We start from the raw sequence: 18,500 nt of genomic DNA, 5'->3' as shown, positions 1-18,500 counted from the left end.
AACGCTTGCGTGCCCCCGGGATTCGCGGCATCGTGCGCCCACCCATACGCACGCGTATCCACTGCCCGCATGACGTCGACCGCCGCTGCCACCGCCCCCTCGCCCTACCCGCACCTGTTCGCCCCGCTGGACCTGGGCTTCACCACGCTGCGCAACCGCGTGCTGATGGGTTCGATGCATACGGGTCTGGAAGACCGGGCCAGGGACTTCCCGCGGCTGGCGGCCTACTTCGCCGAGCGCGCGGCCGGCGGCGTCGGCCTGATCGTCACCGGCGGCTTCTCGCCGAACCTGGTGGGCTGGCTGAAGCCGTTCGGCGGCAAGCTGTCGTGGCCGTGGGAAGCGCGGCCGCACAAGTTCGTGACCCAAGCGGTACACGAGCACGGCGCGAAGATCTGCGCGCAGCTGCTGCACGCTGGCCGCTACGGCTACCACCCGCTGACGGTGGCGCCGTCGAAGCTGAAGGCGCCGATCAACCCCTTCACCCCGCGCGCGCTGTCGGCCCGCGGCATCGAGCGCCAGATCAGCGCCTACGCCAACGCGGCGAAGCTGGCGCGCGACGCCGGCTACGACGGCGTCGAGATCATGGGCTCGGAGGGGTACTTCATCAACGAATTCACCGCCCCGCGCACCAACCAGCGCAACGATGCCTGGGGCGGCACGCCGGAGAAGCGCATGCGCTTCGCGGTGGAGATCGTCCGCCGCGTGCGCGAGGCGGTCGGCCCCGACTTCATCCTCATCTACCGGCTGTCGCTGATCGACCTGGTCGACGACGGCAACCAGTGGGAGGAGATCGTCGCCCAGGCCAAGGCCGTCGAGGCGGCCGGCGCGACGATCATCAATTCCGGCATCGGCTGGCACGAAGCGCGCGTGCCGACCATCGTCACCTCGGTGCCGCGCGCGGCCTTCGTCGACGTCACCGCCAAGCTCAAGCCGCACGTGGGCGTGCCGCTGGTGGCGACCAACCGCATCAACATGCCGGAGGTGGCCGAAGGCATCCTCGCCGCCGGCAAGGCCGACATGGTGTCGCTGGCCCGCCCGCTGCTGGCCGACCCGCAATGGGCGGCCAAGGCACGTGCTGGCACGCCGCAGGCGATCAACACCTGCATCGCCTGCAACCAGGCCTGCCTGGACCACGTGTTCGAGAACAAGCTCGCGAGCTGCCTGGTCAATCCGCGCGCCTGCCGCGAGACCGACCTCCTCTATAAGAAGACATTCGCGCCTAAAACCATCGCCGTGGTCGGCGCCGGTCCGGCCGGCCTGGCCTGCGCGACGGTCGCCGCCGAGCGCGGCCACCGGGTGACGCTGTTCGACGCGGCCGACGAGATCGGCGGCCAGTTCAACTACGCCAAGCGGATCCCCGGCAAGGAAGAGTTCCACGAGACGCTGCGCTACTTCCGCCACCGGCTGGACGAGACGCGGGTCGACGTGAGGCTGTCCACGCCGGTGACCGCCGCCGACCTGGCCGGCTTCGACGAGGTGGTGCTCGCCACCGGCATCAGCCCGCGCAAGGTCGCCTTTCCCGGCGCCGATCACGCCAAGGTGGTCAGCTACGTGGACGTGCTGTCCGGCCGCGTCACCGTGGGCACGCGCGCGGCGCTGATCGGCGCCGGCGGCATCGGCTTCGACGTGGCCGAGTACCTGACCCACGAAGGCCATTCGCCCTCGCTGGACCCGGCCCGCTGGATGGCCGAATGGGGCGTGGACCCGACCTTCGAGGCCCGCGGCAGCCTGGTGAAGCCGCAGCCGGAACCGCCGGCGCGCGAGATCTGGCTGCTGCAGCGCAGTGCCGGCAAGCCCGGCGCCCGCCTGGGCAAGACCAGCGGCTGGGTGCACCGGGCCACGCTGAAGGCCAAGCAGGTGAAGATGCTCGGCGGCGTGGAGTACCTGGGCGTGGACGACGCCGGCCTGCGCATCAGGGTGGACGGCGCGGAACAGCTGCTGCCGGTCGATCACGTGGTGGTCTGCGCCGGCCAGGAACCGCGCCGCGACCTGCAGGCCGATCTGGTCGCCGCCGGCAGGACGCCGCACCTGATCGGCGGCGCCGACGTGGCCGCGGAGCTGGACGCCAAGCGCGCCATCGACCAGGGCAGCCGGCTGGCGGCGCGCCTGTAAGCCCTCGGCCTCCCGCGCAGCCCGTGCGCTCGCGCAACCCCGCTCTGTAGGAGCGCCCCATGGGCGCGATGCTTTTCACACGCATCCCGCGCAAGATCATCGCGCCCATGGGGCGCTCCTACAGGGGGTGACCATGATCGTCGGGCGACTTTTTTCGCCCTTGTCGAACCTCTTGCAGGCCTCGCCGGTGCGACATTGCTCACAGTTTCCAGCCAGAACCGGCACCCCGGCGTCAAGCCGGCCCGTTCAGGCCGAGTTGGGACTGCCCCCCCTACCTTGCGCCGACTTTCCGGCCCGCCGCCCAGTTCAGGCAGGCTGAGCCCGGTGCCCGGATCCCTCTGATCCGGCCTTGCCGGTCCCCGGGCAGCTCGTGTGAAGGCTGCCTCCCCATGACGCCCTGCCGCATGTCCCAGGTGTGCCGCTCCCATCGTGACGGGGGAGGCAGGGGTGCGGGAAAGACGGAGCAAGGAGTTCCCATGAAACTGGCCTGGATCCTATGGCTGTCGCAGATGTTGCCGCAGCCGGCCGCCGATTCGCTTTGCCTCAGCACCACCGTGTACCTGGAAGCCCGCGACCAGACCCTCCGCGGCCAGCAGGCCGTCGCCGAAGTCGCTCTGCGTCGTCGTGACAGCGGCCTGTGGGGCGACTCCGTCTGCTCCGTGGTCACCGCCCGCAAGCAGTTCGCACCGACCATCGTCGGTCCGAACACCCGCCTGAAGAACTCGGACGCCTGGGCCAAGTCGGTGACCGTCGCCCTGAACGCCGAACGCAACTGGGCCCTGCCGCCCGGCCAGCGCAAGGAGATCGTGCCGGGCGCCAGCCACTTCATGGCGCACCAGATCGCCAGCCCGAGCTGGCGCAATGCGTACCACGTGGCCACCATCGGCGACCACACGTTCCTGCGCGTGCAGAAACTCAAGCCGCGTTCCTGAGACGGCAAGTCGTGAGGGTGCGACGGTCCGTTGCACCGCGCATCACGCTGGAAACATTCGAGGCCCGCGATAATCGCGGGCCTTTCTTTTTCCATGGGGACCACGCATGAAGCTCTACACCAAGCCGGGCGCCTGCTCGACCGCCGACCACATCGCGCTGCAGTGGACCGGCCAACCCTTCGACGTGCAGGTGATGACGGCGGCGGAAATGAAGGAACCCGCTTACCTGGCGATCAACCCGACCGGCGCGGTGCCGGCGATCGTCGACGGCGATTTCGTGCTGACGCAGAACGCCGCGATCATGGGTTACATCGCCGATACGTATCCGCAGGCGCATCTCGCCGGCGACGGCTCGCCGCAGCAGCGCGCGCAGGCGGCGAAGTGGCTGTCGTTCGTCAATTCCGACGTGCACCCGGCCTTCCATCCGCTGTTCGGGCCGGCGCGCTTCGTCGGCGATGAAGCGCAGTTCGATGCGGTGAAGGACATCGCGCGCAAGCGCCTGCGCGGCCTGTATGAAAGCGCGGAGAAGCAGCTGCAGGGCCGCGACTGGCTGGCCGGTTTCCGCAGCTTCGCCGATCCCTACTTCTACATCACGCTGCGCTGGGCCGACCGCATGGGCGTCGACCTGTCGGGCCTGCCGAACATCGCCGCGTTCAAGCAGCGCATGGAGGCCGATGCCGGCGTGCAGGCCGTATTGAAGGCCGAAGGCCTGGCCTGACCGTCGCGACGGCACGCGTCAGACCACCGACGCGCGTACGTCTTCCAGCCAGCGCGTGGCGAAGGTGTGGTCGCGCGCCTTCGTCAACGCGGTGGCCACATCCGGCAGCAGCGCCACCAGTTCGTCCGCATCGGCGCAGCGCTCGACCTTGAGTTGCAGGAAGTAGCCCTTCAGCCCGATGTGCGAGCGGATGTCGTCGGTGATGCGGGCATACAGCAGGTTGTAGCGGTCGGCCGCGGTCTTGGTGGACGCCTGCAGCGCCTCGCCCGCTTTCGGTGCGGAGACCGCGGCCAGCATCCACGCCGCACCCGACCGCCGTTCGATCAGTCCGTCGGCCGCCAACTGCTGCAGGGCATCCTCGGGCGCGTGCAGCCCGCTCATCATCGCGCGCAGTTCGTCGTCGTTGCGCTGGCCATCCACCAGCAGCAGGATCGAACGCAGCACCGCCGGCAGCTTGCGCGTGCGCTGCTGGATCTCGTTGCGTCCCGCCTCGGTCTTGCACCACATCGTCTGCATGGCATTCCCCAGCACCGCGCGCCGGGCCCCTCCCGGCGGTCGCGACGCGCCCCTTCGCGACCGCCAGTAGTACCGCGCCGGAGCCGCTCGGGGCTGCCACGCGGGTCACACAAACGACACGGGGCCGTCCGACCTTGGTCGAAACGGCCCCGCGATACGCAGCCGGATGGCTCAGCGCTGGTCGATCGGCACGAAGGCCAGATCCTCAGGCCCCGTGTAATTGGCGCTGGGGCGGATGATCTTGCCGTCGATGCGCTGCTCGATGACGTGCGCGCTCCAGCCGCTGGTGCGGGCGATCACGAACAGCGGGGTGAACATCGCCGTCGGCACGCCCATCATGTGGTAGCTGACCGCGCTGAACCAGTCGAGGTTGGGAAACATCTTCTTGATGTCCCACATCACCGATTCCAGTCGCTCGGCGATGGCGTACATCTTCATGCTCGACTGCTCGGCGGAAAGCGCCTTCGCCACGTGCTTGATGACGTCGTTGCGCGGGTCGCCGGTGGTGTAGACCGGATGGCCGAAGCCGATCACCACTTCCTTGCGCTCGACGCGCGCCTTGATGTCGGCTTCCGCTTCGTCGGGCGTCTCGTAGCGCTTCTGCACTTCGAACGCGACCTCGTTGGCGCCGCCATGCTTCGGCCCGCGCAGCGCGCCGATGCCGCCGGCGATGGCCGAGTGCATGTCGCTGCCGGTGCCGGCGATCACGCGGCAGGTGAAGGTGGACGCGTTGAACTCGTGCTCGGCGTACAGGATCAGCGAGGTATGCATCGCGCGCACCCAGCTGTCCTTCGGCTTCTCGCCGTGCAGCAGGTGCAGGAAGTGCCCACCGATGGAGTCGTCGTCGGTCTCCACGTCGATGGCGCGACCGTTGTGGCTCCAGTGGTACCAGTACAGCAGCATCGAGCCGAGCGAGGCCATCAGCTTGTCGGCGATGTCGCGCGCGCCGGGATGGTTGTGGTCGTCCTTCTCGGGCGACACGCAGCCCAGGATCGACACCCCGGTGCGCATCACGTCCATCGGGTGCGCCGACGGCGGCAACTCTTCCAGCGCGGCCTTCACCGCGGCCGGGATGCCGCGCAGCGACTTCAGCTTGGCCTTGTAGCCGGCCAGCTCAGCGCGGTTGGGCAGCTTGCCGTGCACCAGCAGGTAGGCGACTTCCTCGAACTCGCTGGTGGTGGCCAGGTCGAGGATGTCGTAACCGCGGTAATGCAGGTCGTTGCCGCTGCGGCCGACCGTGCACAGCGCGGTGTTGCCGGCGGCGGTGCCCGACAGGGCGACGGATTTCTTCGGCTTGAAGGGGACGCTCTCTGACATGTTCAACTCCTCATCTTGATTGGGAGCCCCTCTCCCGATGGGAGAGGGGTTGGGGTGAGGGTGCGGCGAAGTCCGTGCAACTCGAACATCGCTGACTTCGCCGTACCCTCATCCGCCCTTCGGGCACCTTCTCCCGAAGGGAGAAGGAACGGGCTACTTCATTGCGGAAAACAGGGCATCGAGCTTCTGCTCGAAGGCGTGGTAACCGATGCGGTCGTACAACTCCTCGCGCGTCTGCATGGTGTCGACCACGTTCTGCTGGTGGCCGTCGCGGCGGATGGCCTCGTAGACGTTCTCCGCCGCCTTGTTCATCGCACGGAACGCCGACAGCGGATACAGCTGGATCGCCACGCCGACCGAGGCCAGTTCGTCGCGGGTGAACAGCGGCGTCTTGCCGAACTCGGTGATGTTGGCCAGTACCGGTACCTTCACCACATCGACGAAGCGCTGGTAAGTGGGCAGGTCGTAGGCGGCCTCGGCGAAGATGCCGTCGGCGCCGGCCTCGACGCAGGCGATGGCGCGCTCGATGGCGGCGTCCACGCCTTCCACCTGGATGGCGTCGGTGCGCGCGATCAGGAAGAAGTCCGGATCGGTCTTGGCGTCGGCGGCGGCCTTGACGCGGTCGACCATCTCGCCGGCCGAGACGATCTCCTTGCCGGGACGATGGCCGCAGCGCTTGGCGCCGACCTGGTCCTCGATGTGGCAGGCGGCGGCGCCGGCCTTGATCAGCGACTTCACCGTGCGCTCGATGTTGAACGCGCTGGGACCGAAGCCGGTGTCGATGTCGACCATCAGCGGCAGGTCGCAGACGTCGGTGATACGGCGGACGTCGATCAGCACATCTTCCAGCGTATTGATGCCCAGGTCCGGCAGGCCCAGCGAACCCGCGGCGACGCCGCCACCGGACAGGTAGATGGCCTTGTAGCCGGCGCGCTTGGCGAGCAGGGCGTGGTTGGCATTGATGGCACCGATCACCTGCAGCGGCGATTCGGCGGCGAGGGCGGCGCGGAACGTCGCGCCTGCGGAATGGGAAGCCATGGGAACTCCTGTCGATCTGGCGGCCGGACGTGCCGGTCGCCGGAGGTGCGTGAAGGGTACGCCCCTCTTCGGGCCGCAAATCTGTCACCATCCGCAGGGTTGATCAATCTTGATCGAATTAATCAATATTTTCGCATGGCCGCCTCCACCGATCTGCTGACCGCCCGCGAGACCTGCCGCCTGCTCGGCATCAGCCAGGCCACGCTGTACGCCTATGTCAGCCGCGGCCTGCTGGAGTCGCGCCCCGGCAAGGACCACCGCAGCCGCCTGTACCTGTTGCAGGACGTGGAGCGGCTGGCGCAGCGCAAGCAGGTCGGCCGTGGCGCGGCCCGCGGTGCGGCGCAGAGCCTGGACCGCGGCCTGCCGGTGCTGGAGACGCGGATTTCGCTGATCCGCCCCGATGGCCCCTACTACCGTGGCCGCTCCGCGATCGCGATGGTCCACGAAGGCGCCACGCTCGAAGACGTGGCCCGGCAGCTGTGGGACGGCGGCGAGGACGATCCGTTCGCCGGCGCTGCCCTGACGCAATGGCCAGCCGTGGTCGCGGCGCTGGCCTCCGATGCCTCGCTGCCGCCGCTGGAGCGGGCGATGGCCGCCATCCCCTTGCTCGCGCTGGACGTGCGCCATTCCTTCAGTTCCGCGCCACGCGTGCGCCACGAGATCGCCGCCGGGCTGCTGCGCCACAACGCGGCGCTGCTGGTGGCACGGCCGCCTTCCGACGCACCGGTGCACCGCGTGCTGGCGCAGGCGTGGCATCCCGGCGACGACGGCTTCGCCGAACTGGTCCGCGCCGCGCTGGTGGTGTGCGCGGACCACGAACTCAACGTCTCCGCCTTCGCCGCGCGCGTGGTGGCCTCGACCGGCGCACACCTGCATGCGACGGTGTGCAGCGGTCTGGCCGCGCTGTCGGGCCCGCGCCACGGCGGCGCGACCGCGCGTGCCTACGCGCTGATCGGCGATGCCCACGAAGCGCGGTCGCCACGCGCGTTCATCGCGCAGCGCTGGCAGCGCGGCGACGACCTGCCGGGCTTCGGCCACGCGCTGTATCCACAGGGCGATCCGCGCGGCGCCGAACTGCTGGCACGCACGCGCGAGCGCCACGCGGGCACGCGCGAGATGGCGGCGCTGGAAACCCTGATCCTCGCCACCGAGGAGATCAGCGGACTGCGCCCGAACATCGACTTCATGCTCGCCGCGATCTGCCACCTCAATCGCCTGCCGGCGACACCGGCGCTGGTGATGTTCGCCGCGGGCCGTCTTGCCGGCTGGCTGGCGCACGCACTGGAACAGCAGGCGCAGGGACGGCTGATCCGTCCGCGCGCGAGCTATACCGGCGTGACACCGCCTGCAACATCCACGTGATCCACTGGCGTCGATCCGGCTGGCGGGTTTGACATCACCGGCGCATGCGGGGACCCTGCCCGGGTCTGCATCCTTCCCGCTGCTGCAATGCGCCCTGCCCTCGCCCTGTGCCTGCTGCTGACGATGATGACCCCCACCACCATCGCCCAAAATACCCATGCGCCCGCCGCGACCGCGACGTCGCGCGCAACGACGCCCGTGCCACCACCGCCGGCCTGGCTGCGCGACCTGGATGCGCTGTACGACGCGAAGCTGCGCGTCGCCGGCCTGGAAGACCGCAGCTTCAATGCAGAGCAGTGGTGGTCGGTCGCCACGCCGCTGCTGGAGACGCACCACGGATTCCGCATCGAGGAGATCGGCCGCAGCGTGGAAGACCGTCCGCTGCGTCACGTGCGCTGGGGCGCGGGCAAGACACCCGTGCTGCTGTGGTCGCAGATGCACGGCGACGAGAGCACGGCGTCGATGGCGCTGGCCGACCTGTTCCGCTTCCTCGGCGAGCACCCGGACCATCCGTTGGTGAAGCGGCTGCAGGCGAACACCACGCTGCACGTCTTCCCCATCGTCAATCCCGACGGCGCCGCGCGCTTCCAGCGCCGCAACGCGCAGGGCATCGACCTCAACCGCGACGCACGCATGCTGGCGACGCCCGAGGCACGCACGCTGAAGGCGCTGTTCGACCAGGTCAAACCGACCTACGGCTTCAACCTGCACGACCAGCGCGTGGGCTACCGCGCCGGCGACTCCGCGCGCGGCACCGCCATCGCCCTGCTGTCGCCGCCGTACAACCACGCCGCCGACGTCAACGATGTGCGCACGCGCGCCATCGAAGTGGCGGGGGTGATCCGCACGGCGTTGGAACCCTACCTGGCCGGCCACATCGCACGCTGGGACGAAACCTTCGACCCACGCGCCTTCGGCGACCTCACCACGCAGTGGGGCGCCAGCACGGTGCTGATCGAAGCGGGCGGCATCGAGGGCGACGTGCAGAAGCAGCGCCTGCGCAAGCTGTACTTCCTCGGCCTGGTGGCGGCGCTCGACAGCATCGCCACCGGCAGCCATGCCGGCGTGTCGCCCGCGCTGTACCGCGACCTGCCCGAGAACGGCGACGTGTGGCCGGACCTGCTGGTCCGCGGCGGCACGTTGTCCGCACCGGGACGGCCACCCTTGCGCGCCGACCTGCTGGTCAACTTCCGCAATCCGCTTATGGAAACCGACGGCGCGATTACCGACGTCGGCGACCTCGGCACGAAGAAGGCGCGACGCAGCATCGATGCGCGCGGGCTGTTCATCGTGCCGATCGCCGGCCATGACGGCGAACGCACGGTCATCGAGGCGAACGACGACACCGACGACGAGGACGCACGCGCGCCGACGCCGCTCACGCCCGGCGCGAGCGCACGCTTCGTGCTGAGTCGCGACCCGCAGGGCCGCGACGTCGTGTGGACGCTGGACGGCAGCGTGGATCCCACGACGCCCTCGCCGCCGAAGCCCTGAGTCAGCTGCCGACGTCGGGGCCGCGCTGCAGCGCGCGCTTCACTTCCTCCAGCGCATTGGGATCGTCCAGCGTGGACAGGTCGCCGGGATCGGCGCCCTGCGCCAGCGCCTGCAGCGAGCGTCGCAGCAGTTTGCCGGAGCGCGTCTTCGGCAACGCATTGACGATATAGACACGCGCAGGGCGCGCGACGGCGCCCAGGCTCTGCTCCACCGTGCGGCGCATGCCATCCGCCGCCTGCACACGCTCATGCGGCTCATCGGTGGCTTGGCGAAGCGTCGCGAACACGACGGGCACCTGCCCCTTCAGTTCATCGGCCACGCCGATCACGGCCGCTTCCGCGACGGCGGCGAAACCCGACACCGACTCCTCGATCTCGCGCGTGCCCAGGCGATGGCCGGCGACGTTGATGACGTCGTCGGTGCGCCCGAGGATGAAGGTGTAGCCGTCCTCGTCGCGGATTGCCCAGTCCAGCGAGCTGTACAGCAGCTCCTTGAAGTGGCTGAAGTAGCTGGAGAGGAAACGCGCATCGTCGTTCCAGATGGTCGTCATGCAGCCCGGCGGCAGCGGCGGCTGCATCACCAGCACGCCCTTCTGCCCGGGCCCGACTTCGTCGCCGGTGCTCTCGTCGATCACCTTCATCCGGTAGCCGAGGTTCGGGAAGCCGGGCGAACCGAAGCGCACCGGCTTCATGTCCAGTCCGGGCAGCAGCGTCAGCGCCGGCCAGCCGGTTTCGGTCTGCCAGTAGTTGTCGATCACCGGCTTGCTGATCGCGTCGGTGATCCAGTGCGCGGTCGGTTCGTCCAGCGGTTCGCCGGCGAGGAACAGGTACTTCAACTCGGACAGGTCGTGGCGCTTGATGAAGTCGATGTCGTGCTTCTTCAGCACACGCACCGCGGTAGGCGAAGAGAACATCGTGCGCACGCCGTATTGCTCGCACAGCGCCCACCAGATGCCGGCATCCGGGGTGATCGGCAGGCCTTCGTACAGCACCGATGTCGCGCCGACGATCAACGGGCCGTAGACGTTGTACGAGTGGCCGACCGCCCAGCCCACGTCGGAGGTGGAGAACATCACCTGTCCAGGGCCCACGTCGAACACGGTGCGCATCGACAGCGCCATCGCCACCGCGTAGCCACCGACGTCGCGCTGCACGCCTTTCGGCTTGCCGGTGGTGCCGGAGGTGTAAAGCAGGTAGCTGGGCTCGTTCGATTCCAGCCATTCCACCGCCACGTCGGCATCGCCGACACCGGCGCGCAGCGTGGCGTAATCCTCGTCGCGGCCCGCCACCTTCGGCTCGGCCGGATCCAGGCCGCGCGACACGATCAGCACCTTCGGCGGCGGCGTGGCGGCTTTCGCGCAGGCATCGTCGACCAGCGCCTTGTACGGAATGACCTTGCCGCCGCGGCTGCCGGCATCGGCGGTGATCAGCAGCTTGGGTTGCGCGTCGTCGATGCGAAGCGCCAGGTTGTGCGCGGCGAAGCCGCCGAACACCACCGAGTGCACCGCGCCGATGCGCGCGCAGGCCAGCATGGCGAACACGGCTTCGGCCATGTTGGGCATGTAGATGACGACGCGGTCGCCGCGACCGACATCGAGCTGTTTCAGCACCGCCGCGAACGCATTCACTTCGCGATGCAGCTCGCGGTAGGTCAGCTCGCGGGTGATGTCGGTCTCGGTGGACACCGCCACCAGCGCCAGCTGGTCGCCGCGTTCGGCGAGATGGCGGTCCACCGCGTTGTAGCAGAGATTGGTCTGCCCGCCGACGAACCAGCGGCGGAACGGCGGCGTGGAATAGTCCAGCACCTGCTGCGGCGGCACGTGCCAGTGGATCGCCTGCGCCTCCTCGCCCCAGAAGGCCTCGGGCTGCTCGATCGAGCGCCGGTAGACGTCTTCGTATGCCATGCGATGCTCCCGGATGCGACGCGTGTCCGCAGCATAGTCCCGCGCAGTGCGGCCAACCTTCCTACCTTGGTCGCATGGGACATCCTGTCGCACCCGCGTGCAGGCGCGAGCACCGCATCACGCCAGCGGCAGCGCGCTGTCGGCATGGCACAGGCGGTCATGCAGCGCGCGTACGGCGTCGATGCGGGGATCGGTCTGGCCGTCGCCGAGCGTGCGCACGTAGCGGCAGGCCGCAAAGCCCTCGGACCGCCGCTCGTAGTCGGCCACCCAGTGCCTGCGACCGGCCATGCGCTCGGGCTTGATCGGCCAGGTGCCCGGTCGCGGACGCAGATGCTGGGCAATGCCGATGCGCCAAGGCTTCGGACTGACGCGCGCACGGAAGCAGTGCTGGCGCACGCACATCAGGGCGTACAGCGGATCGGTCTTCAGCGCATTGAAACAGGCTTCGACCGCCGGCTCGGACGGTTTGAAAGGGCGATGCATGGCCAGCAGGCGGAATCCCGCCGGCGTGCGGTACTGGCGCAGGCACCAGTCGGGATGGGCTGTCGCAAATGCCTCCACGCGTGCGTTCGCCCATGCCTCCGGACCACCGTCGCGGCGCATGCGGGCAGCATGGAGATGGCGGATCACCCGACCCGCCACCAGCCAGGCGACGACGGCCGCCAGCAGACCTGCCCACCAGGATCCGGCCCAGATGCCGGTGCCCGCCGCCAAGGCGAGCAAGGGCAGACGGACGTTGCGCTTCAGGGCGGCGGCGGGACCAGGCGCCTCGAAGTCGACGTCCACGAACAGCGCGTGCGGCGTGTTGAGGCAAAGCGCGCCATAGGAATTGCGGGTGATCACGCAATCGCCGTCGCGGGCGACGATCTCTTCGCGGATCGGGACGCCGACCGCACCGTTGTATGGGACCCTGTCTTCGCGACGCGCCAGCGGCTCACCCGCCAGCACGCGCTCGAATGCCTCGCGCGTGCGTGCGTCCGCGACCGCCTGCGCATCTTCCGCACTCAGGTCCGACCAGCCGAAGCGGCGCACAGTGACCTGCCGGCCCTTCGAGCGATGCTGCAGCCGACCTTCGGCCCAGTACTGCGGAACGATCATGCGCTTCCCCTGCCCCGGACACCGCCCCACGCGGGGCAAAAAAAAAGCGCCGGGAATCCCCGGCGCTTCTTGTACACCATGCGGGCGCGATCAGCCCAGCAGGTGCGCCACGCCGCTGCGCTCTTCTTCCAGCTCGCCCAGCGTCTTGTCGATCGCGGCCTGGCTGAAGGCGTCGACCGGCAGGTCCTTCACCATCGTGTACTCGCCGTTCTCGGTGGTGACGGCGAAGCCGAACATCACGCCCTCCGGAATGCCGTAGCTGCCGTCGGACGGAATGCCCATCGTCACCCACTTGCCGTTGCTGCCCAGCACCCAGTCGCGGACGTGGTCGATGGCGGCGTTGGCGGCCGAGGCGGCCGACGACAGGCCGCGCGCTTCGATGATCGCGGCGCCGCGCTTGCCGACCTTCGGGATGAACTCGTTCGCGTTCCAGTCGGCGTCGTTGATCTTGTCCTTCAGCAACTGGCCGTTGACGGTGGCGAAGCGGTAGTCCGGGTACATGGTCGGGCTGTGGTTGCCCCACACGACCAGCTTCTCGATGTCGCCCACGGCCACGCCGGCCTTGTTGGCCAGCTGCGACAGCGCGCGGTTGTGGTCCAGGCGCAGCATGGCGGTGAAGTTCTTGGCCGGCAGGTCCGGCGCGGACTTCATCGCGATGTAGGCGTTGGTGTTGGCCGGGTTGCCGACCACCAGCACCTTCACGTTGCGGCTGGCGACCTTGTTCAGCGCCGCGCCCTGGGCGGTGAAGATCTTGGCGTTCTCCAGCAGCAGGTCCTTGCGCTCCATGCCCGGGCCGCGCGGACGCGCGCCGACCAGCAGGGCCACGTCGGCGTCCTTGAACGCGACTTCCGGATCGTCGGTGCCGACGATGCCGGCCAGCAGCGGGAACGCGCAGTCTTCCAGCTCCATGATCACGCCCTGCAGCGCGGCCTGGGCCTTCTCCAGCGGCAGCTCGAGCAGCTGCAGGATGACCGGCTGGTCCTTGCCCAGCATTTCGCCGGAGGCGATGCGGAACAGCAGCGCGTAGCCGATCTGGCCAGCAGCGCCGGTAACGGCAACACGGACGGGGGTTTTCATGGTGCGGATCCTCGGGTTTTCGTAGGACGGGCCCAGGCCCGCCGCGTGGGGAGTGCGTGGGCCGTGGCCCACAGTACGGTTACGTCAGTTCGGCAAAGAATTCCTGGAAGCGTTGCAGCCCCGGCGCCAGCTGCGGCGTCGGGCAGGTGTAGCTGATGCGCAGCGCGCGCGGCTCGCCGAACGCCGAACCGGGCACGCAGGCCACGCCCTTGGCGTCGAGCAGCGCGTTGCAGACGTCGACGTCGTTCTCGATCTTCACGCCGTTGTGCGACTTGCCGAACGCGCAGCTGATGTCGGGGAACACGTAGAACGCGCCCTGCGGACGCGGGCAGACCACGCCGGGGATCGCCTCCATCGCCGCCAGCACCTGGTCGCGCTTGGCCTGGAATTCGGCGTTCTTCGCCAGCGGCACGTCCTGCGGGCCGGTCAGCGCGGCGATCGCCGCGGCAGTGACGACTTCCGGCACGTTGGTGATGTGGTTGGAGTTCATCGTGGTCAGCGCTTTCGCGACCGCCTCGGGACCGGCCATGAAGCCCACGCGCCAGCCCGGCATGCCGTAGGTCTTCGACAGCGAGTCGACGAACACCGTGCGCTCGCGCAGTTCCGGCCGCGCCTGCACGAAGTTGGTGTACGCCAGCCCGTCGAACAGCATGCGGTTGTAGATGTCGTCGGTGATGATCCAGGTGTCCGGATACTTCACCAGCACGTCGGCCAGCGCGGCGATTTCATCGCGCGCATAGACCATGCCCGTCGGGTTGGACGGGTTGTTGAACAGGAACACCTTCGGCGTGTGTGTCGCCAGCGCGTCGTCGAGCTGCGCCGGCGTCAGCTTGTAGTCCTGGCTGGCCGGGCACGGCAGCGGCACCGCTTTCGCGTTGACGATGTCGGCGATGTCGGCGTACGTGGTCCAGTACGGCGACGGATAGGCGATGGTGTCGCCCTCGTCCAGCAGCGACTCGGCCAGGTTGTAGAGGATGTGCTTGGCGCCGATGCCGGTGGACAGGTTGGCGCGCGTGTAGCCGGTCAGGCCCAGTGCTTCGATGTGCTGCAGGAAGGCGTCCAGCAACGCGTCGGTGCCGCGGTTGCTGCCGTACTGGCCGGAGTCCTTCGCCAGCGCGTCGCGCGCGGCCTGGTAGACGTGGTCGCCGGGCAGGAAATTCGGAACGCCGATCGAGAAGCTGATGATGTCGCGGCCGGCGGCCTTCAGCGTCTTGGCTTTTTCGGCCACCGCCATGATCGCACTTGGCTTGGCGCGACCGATGCGCCGGGCAAGCAGGGGCATTGCACAACCTCGCGTGGAAAGGTCAGGGAGCGTCGCCGCCGTCTTTTTTGCGGCGCAAAATGGTATCACGCCACCCAGCCGTGACCGACTAGCCCATGGTCTAGCCCAGCGGCATTACGCCCGCGCGATCACTGGTAATCGAGCACGTCGCCGAGGTCGTAGTTCTCGTCGAAATAGGCCTGCCACTGCGCATAGGCCGCGCGCAGGCAGGCGGGGGTGTCGCAGGCATCCAGTTGCCGGGTCGCCGCGGCAACGGTGCGGTCGCCGTCGGGATAGCGATCGGCCAACTCCTTGAACTGCTTGCGCATGCCGGCGTCCAAAACGCCGAACTCCTCATGTCCGCAGACCAGCGCCGCGCGCACGCTGCCGGCAGGCGCGTCGGTGTCGCAGGTGCCCGGATCATTCCGTTGGCCCGCGGTACGGACCGCCTTCGCGACGCCTTCGCGGTCGCGGGCGGTCAGGCGGCGCACGAAACCCAGGTCTTCGGTCTGTCCGCCGCCCCAGGTGATGCGCAGGGTGAAGGCGCCTTCGGTGGCGGCGTCCGCCACCTTGCGCACCGTGACGGTCTCGCTGGGCCCGCTGTCGGAGGTCACGTGCAGGGCCAGCGTGCCGTTGTCCAGGTCGACGTCCTCGACCTTGCCATCCAGCCAGGCGCCATCGCGCACCACGTGCAGGCCGCCACCCGCCTGCCATTCGAAGACATAAAGCGTTTCGGCGTCGTCGCCCTCGCTGTCCTCGGTGCTCCACAGGCCTTCCAGGCTGCGCTGGAAGCTTTCCGTCGTGGGCTGCTCGAACTCCGGTGCGGCCGCGATGGGTTCGGTGCCGTCGTCCTGGCGGCAGGCCGCCGCCATCAGAACGGTCGCGAGCAGCAGGGCCATGCGCGTCGCGCGCCGGCAACGGTCCTTCATGGTGGTGCTCCCAAAGAAAAGGGCCGGTCAGCGACCGGCCCTTTCATTGCATCACGCGGACAGCGTGCGGTTCCACTCCGCCACGCGCTCGGCCTTGGCGGCCAGCACGGCATCGGCGTCGCCCGTGATGGTGACCTTGGTGATCAGGTCGCCCTGCTTGACCGCATCGACCACGTCCTGGCCTTCCAGGACCTTGCCGAACACGGTGTGGCGACCATCGAGGTGCGGGGTGGGCACGTGGGTGATGAAGAACTGGCTGCCGTTGGTGTTCGGGCCGGCATTGGCCATCGACAGCACGCCGCGCTCATGGCGCACGCCGTTGTTGGTCTCGTCCTCGAAGCGGTAGCCCGGGCCGCCGCGACCGGAACCCTCGGGGCAACCGCCCTGGATCATGAAGTCGGCGATCACGCGGTGGAAGTTCAGGCCGTCGTAGAAGCCGCGCTTGGCCAGATTGACGAAATTGGCCACCGTCAGCGGGGCCTTGTCGGGGTACAGCTCGATCGTGATCGGGCCGCGCGAGGTGTCGAAGGTGGCGGTCAGCTGACTCATGGAACGGTTCTCCAGGGGTGATTGAAGGGACTGCGGGGCCCTGCCGGCAGTGTCCCGCGTGCCGATGGCGGTCGCGGAGCGGAGGCGACGGAGCCGCTGCCCCGGTCGGCGGCGACCGGGACGGTGAAAGGGAAGCGCCGGGCCTGCCAGGCAGGTCCGGCCCTGCTGCGAGATCACGGCGCCGGCCGGGGATTTCAAGGGCACGCCCCCGCGGCGGCGTTCATTCAGGCGTTTTTCGATAAATCAGGTGCTTAGCGCAGCGTAGCCCGCTATAATACGCCGCTTCTTTCCGCCCACGTCCTCGCGCCCTGCCCCTTAGCAAGGGGGTATCCGGGTGCGCTTTTCCGATCCCAGAATCCATGTCCATCGAAAACCTCCGCAATATCGCGATCGTCGCGCACGTCGACCATGGCAAGACCACCCTCGTCGACCAGCTGCTGAAGCAGTCCGGCACCCTCTCCGAGCGCACCGTGCTGGCAGAGCGCGTGATGGACAGCAACGACCAGGAAAAGGAACGTGGCATCACGATCTTGGCCAAGAACACCGCCATCACCTGGCAGGGCAACCGCATCAACATCGTCGACACCCCGGGCCACGCCGACTTCGGCGGCGAGGTCGAGCGCGTGCTGTCGATGGTCGACACCGTGCTGATCCTGGTCGACGCGATGGACGGCCCGATGCCGCAGACGCGCTTCGTCACCCAGAAGGCGTTCGCGATGGGCTTCAAGCCGATCGTGGTGATCAACAAGGTCGACCGCCCCGGCTCGCGTCCGGAGTGGGTCGTGGAGCAGGTGTGGGACCTGTTCGACCGCCTGGGCGCCACGCCCGAGCAGATGGATTTCCCGATCGTCTACGCATCGGCCCTGAACGGCTATGCCGGCCTGGAAGACAGCGTGCGCGGCGGCGACATGACCCCGCTGTACGAAGCGATCATGAAGCATGCGCCGAAGCCGGAAGTCGACCCGGATGGCGCCTTCCAGATGCGCATCAGCCAGCTGGACTACAACAACTTCGTCGGCGTCATCGGCATCGGCCGCATCCAGCGCGGTACGCTGAAGAAGAACATGCCGGTCGCCGTCATCGACCGCGAAGGCAAGAAGCGCCAGGGCAAGGTGCTGCAGGTGCTGGGCTTCCTGGGCCTGGAGCGCATCGAGCAGGACAGCGCCGAGGCCGGCGACATCGTCGCCATCTCCGGCATCCAGGACCTGACCATCTCCGACACCGTCTGCGCGCTGGACACGCCGGAAGCGCTGCCCGCGCTGACCGTCGATGAGCCGACGATCTCGATGACCTTCCAGGTGAACAACTCGCCGTTCGCCGGCCACAAGGATCTGTCGGGCGGCAAGTTCCTGACCAGCCGCCAGCTGAAGGAGCGCCTGGAGCGCGAGACCGTGCACAACGTCGCGCTGAAGGTCGAACAGCTGGAAGACGCCGACAAGTTCCTGGTTTCCGGCCGTGGCGAATTGCACCTGTCGGTGCTGATCGAGAACATGCGCCGCGAAGGCTACGAGCTGGCCGTGTCGCGTCCGGAAGTGATCATCAAGGAAATCGACGGCCAGCAGATGGAGCCGATCGAGCAGCTCGTCGTCGACGTGGAAGAGAACCACCAGGGCGGCGTGATGGAGAAGCTGGGCGTCCGCAAGGGCCAGCTGAAGAACATGGAGCCGGACGGCAAGGGCCGCGTGCGCCTGGACTACCAGATCCCGGCGCGTGGCCTGATCGGTTTCCAGAACGAGTTCAAGACGCTGACCCAGGGCTCGGGCCTGCTGTTCCACGTGTTCGACCACTACGGTCCGAAGGAACAGGGCGCCATCGCCAAGCGCCTCAACGGCGTGATGATCGCGAACGCACCGGGCGCCACGCCGGCCTACTCGCTGGGCCCGCTGCAGGAGCGCGGCAAGCTGTTCGCCGCCGAAGGCGACAACGTGTACGAAGGCCAGCTGATCGGTATCCACTCCAAGGACAACGACCTGACCGTCAACGCGATCAAGACCAAGCCGCTGACCAACATGCGCGCCTCGGGCAAGGACGATGCCATCCAGCTGACCCCGGCGATCAAGTTCTCGCTGGAACAGGCGCTGGACTTCATCGACGACGACGAGCTGGTCGAGATCACGCCGAAGGAAATCCGCCTGCGCAAGAAGTTCCTGACCGAAAGCGATCGCAAGCGCGCCTCGCGCGCCGCCTGATCGCC

The 18,500-nt window shown here is 68.3% G+C and carries 15 protein-coding genes; 6 read left to right on the top strand and 9 right to left on the bottom strand.

Annotated elements, in window-relative coordinates:
- Positions 1 to 69 precede the first annotated feature (69 nt).
- The 3 genes from AC04MD_RS00240 (at position 70) to AC04MD_RS00230 (ending at position 3,762) form a co-directional block, all read left to right on the top strand.
- The gene (locus tag AC04MD_RS00240; protein ID WP_475495338.1) at positions 70 to 2,112 is read left to right on the top strand and encodes an FAD-dependent oxidoreductase; all 2,043 of its coding nucleotides are present in this window, start codon (positions 70 to 72) and stop codon (positions 2,110 to 2,112) included.
- Between the two features lie 476 nt (positions 2,113 to 2,588).
- Entirely contained in the window at positions 2,589 to 3,044 is a 456-nt protein-coding gene (locus tag AC04MD_RS00235) for a cell wall hydrolase (protein ID WP_475495337.1), read from the top strand.
- Positions 3,045 to 3,150: 106 nt separating this feature from the next.
- On the top strand, positions 3,151 to 3,762 hold the full coding sequence (locus tag AC04MD_RS00230; RefSeq protein WP_475495336.1) for a glutathione S-transferase family protein: 612 nt from the start codon (positions 3,151 to 3,153) through the stop codon (positions 3,760 to 3,762).
- An 18-nt stretch (positions 3,763 to 3,780) separates the two neighbouring features.
- On the opposite strand, the gene AC04MD_RS00225 is transcribed toward AC04MD_RS00230, so the two are convergent.
- The 3 genes from AC04MD_RS00225 to prpB all read right to left on the bottom strand — a co-directional run bounded on the left by AC04MD_RS00225 (position 3,781) and on the right by prpB (position 6,633).
- Positions 3,781 to 4,278 (bottom strand): hypothetical protein, encoded by a 498-nt coding sequence (locus AC04MD_RS00225; RefSeq protein ID WP_475495335.1) that lies wholly within the window; start codon positions 4,276 to 4,278, stop codon positions 3,781 to 3,783.
- 171 nt (positions 4,279 to 4,449) lie between these two features.
- Complete coding sequence (gene prpC, locus AC04MD_RS00220; RefSeq protein ID WP_475495334.1) at positions 4,450 to 5,595, bottom strand: bifunctional 2-methylcitrate synthase/citrate synthase; 1,146 nt, start codon at positions 5,593 to 5,595, stop codon at positions 4,450 to 4,452.
- Between the two features lie 153 nt (positions 5,596 to 5,748).
- Positions 5,749 to 6,633: a methylisocitrate lyase gene (gene prpB / locus AC04MD_RS00215; RefSeq protein WP_475495333.1), complete on the bottom strand. Its 885-nt coding sequence runs from the start codon at positions 6,631 to 6,633 to the stop codon at positions 5,749 to 5,751.
- A 135-nt stretch (positions 6,634 to 6,768) separates the two neighbouring features.
- On the opposite strand from prpB, the gene AC04MD_RS00210 reads away from it, so the two are divergent.
- Entirely contained in the window at positions 6,769 to 7,995 is a 1,227-nt protein-coding gene (locus AC04MD_RS00210) for a citrate synthase family protein (RefSeq protein ID WP_475495332.1), read from the top strand.
- An 87-nt stretch (positions 7,996 to 8,082) separates the two neighbouring features.
- Positions 8,083 to 9,489 (top strand): M14 family zinc carboxypeptidase, encoded by a 1,407-nt coding sequence (locus AC04MD_RS00205; RefSeq protein WP_475495331.1) that lies wholly within the window; start codon positions 8,083 to 8,085, stop codon positions 9,487 to 9,489.
- Between the two features lies 1 nt (position 9,490).
- Here the strand turns inward: AC04MD_RS00205 and prpE are convergent, their stop codons facing one another.
- From prpE to AC04MD_RS00175, 6 genes are all read right to left on the bottom strand, one after another.
- Complete coding sequence (prpE, locus tag AC04MD_RS00200; protein ID WP_475495330.1) at positions 9,491 to 11,392, bottom strand: propionate--CoA ligase; 1,902 nt, start codon at positions 11,390 to 11,392, stop codon at positions 9,491 to 9,493.
- Positions 11,393 to 11,509: 117 nt separating this feature from the next.
- On the bottom strand, positions 11,510 to 12,490 hold the full coding sequence (locus AC04MD_RS00195) for a hypothetical protein (protein ID WP_475495329.1): 981 nt from the start codon (positions 12,488 to 12,490) through the stop codon (positions 11,510 to 11,512).
- Between the two features lie 90 nt (positions 12,491 to 12,580).
- Positions 12,581 to 13,567, bottom strand: a complete 987-nt coding sequence (locus tag AC04MD_RS00190; protein WP_475495328.1) for a malate dehydrogenase — start codon at positions 13,565 to 13,567, stop codon at positions 12,581 to 12,583.
- A gap of 79 nt (positions 13,568 to 13,646) precedes the next feature.
- Positions 13,647 to 14,849 carry a pyridoxal phosphate-dependent aminotransferase gene (locus AC04MD_RS00185; RefSeq protein ID WP_475495327.1) on the bottom strand — a complete coding sequence of 401 codons (1,203 nt, stop codon included), beginning with the start codon at positions 14,847 to 14,849 and terminating at the stop codon, positions 13,647 to 13,649.
- Between the two features lie 128 nt (positions 14,850 to 14,977).
- A complete protein-coding gene (locus tag AC04MD_RS00180) occupies positions 14,978 to 15,757 on the bottom strand; it encodes a hypothetical protein (protein ID WP_475495326.1) in 780 nt (259 codons plus the stop codon).
- A 51-nt stretch (positions 15,758 to 15,808) separates the two neighbouring features.
- On the bottom strand, positions 15,809 to 16,306 hold the full coding sequence (locus AC04MD_RS00175) for a peptidylprolyl isomerase (RefSeq protein WP_475495325.1): 498 nt from the start codon (positions 16,304 to 16,306) through the stop codon (positions 15,809 to 15,811).
- Positions 16,307 to 16,665: 359 nt separating this feature from the next.
- Between AC04MD_RS00175 and typA the strand changes: the two genes are divergently transcribed.
- The gene (gene typA, locus AC04MD_RS00170) at positions 16,666 to 18,495 is read left to right on the top strand and encodes a translational GTPase TypA (RefSeq protein ID WP_475495324.1); all 1,830 of its coding nucleotides are present in this window, start codon (positions 16,666 to 16,668) and stop codon (positions 18,493 to 18,495) included.
- Positions 18,496 to 18,500: the final 5 nt, after the last annotated feature.

Source organism: Pseudoxanthomonas sp. LjRoot206 (genome assembly GCF_056175725.1).
Note: the sequence above shows the minus strand (reverse complement) of the source record. Positions and strands in the feature narration are given on the sequence as shown.

Excerpts from the sequence above, each read along its gene's own strand:
- AC04MD_RS00175 (WP_475495325.1), bottom strand. The coding sequence starts at position 16,306 with ATGAGTCAGCTGACCGCCACCTTCGACACCTCGCGCGGCCCGATCACG.
- prpE (WP_475495330.1), bottom strand. The coding sequence starts at position 11,392 with ATGGCATACGAAGACGTCTACCGGCGCTCGATCGAGCAGCCCGAGGCC.
- AC04MD_RS00225 (WP_475495335.1), bottom strand. The coding sequence starts at position 4,278 with ATGCAGACGATGTGGTGCAAGACCGAGGCGGGACGCAACGAGATCCAG.
- AC04MD_RS00185 (WP_475495327.1), bottom strand. The coding sequence starts at position 14,849 with ATGCCCCTGCTTGCCCGGCGCATCGGTCGCGCCAAGCCAAGTGCGATC.
- prpC (WP_475495334.1), bottom strand. The coding sequence starts at position 5,595 with ATGTCAGAGAGCGTCCCCTTCAAGCCGAAGAAATCCGTCGCCCTGTCG.
- AC04MD_RS00195 (WP_475495329.1), bottom strand. The coding sequence starts at position 12,490 with ATGATCGTTCCGCAGTACTGGGCCGAAGGTCGGCTGCAGCATCGCTCG.
- AC04MD_RS00235 (WP_475495337.1), top strand. The coding sequence starts at position 2,589 with ATGAAACTGGCCTGGATCCTATGGCTGTCGCAGATGTTGCCGCAGCCG.
- AC04MD_RS00230 (WP_475495336.1), top strand. The coding sequence starts at position 3,151 with ATGAAGCTCTACACCAAGCCGGGCGCCTGCTCGACCGCCGACCACATC.
- AC04MD_RS00205 (WP_475495331.1), top strand. The coding sequence starts at position 8,083 with ATGCGCCCTGCCCTCGCCCTGTGCCTGCTGCTGACGATGATGACCCCC.
- prpB (WP_475495333.1), bottom strand. The coding sequence starts at position 6,633 with ATGGCTTCCCATTCCGCAGGCGCGACGTTCCGCGCCGCCCTCGCCGCC.
- AC04MD_RS00190 (WP_475495328.1), bottom strand. The coding sequence starts at position 13,567 with ATGAAAACCCCCGTCCGTGTTGCCGTTACCGGCGCTGCTGGCCAGATC.
- typA (WP_475495324.1), top strand. The coding sequence starts at position 16,666 with ATGTCCATCGAAAACCTCCGCAATATCGCGATCGTCGCGCACGTCGAC.
- AC04MD_RS00180 (WP_475495326.1), bottom strand. The coding sequence starts at position 15,757 with ATGAAGGACCGTTGCCGGCGCGCGACGCGCATGGCCCTGCTGCTCGCG.
- AC04MD_RS00240 (WP_475495338.1), top strand. The coding sequence starts at position 70 with ATGACGTCGACCGCCGCTGCCACCGCCCCCTCGCCCTACCCGCACCTG.
- AC04MD_RS00210 (WP_475495332.1), top strand. The coding sequence starts at position 6,769 with ATGGCCGCCTCCACCGATCTGCTGACCGCCCGCGAGACCTGCCGCCTG.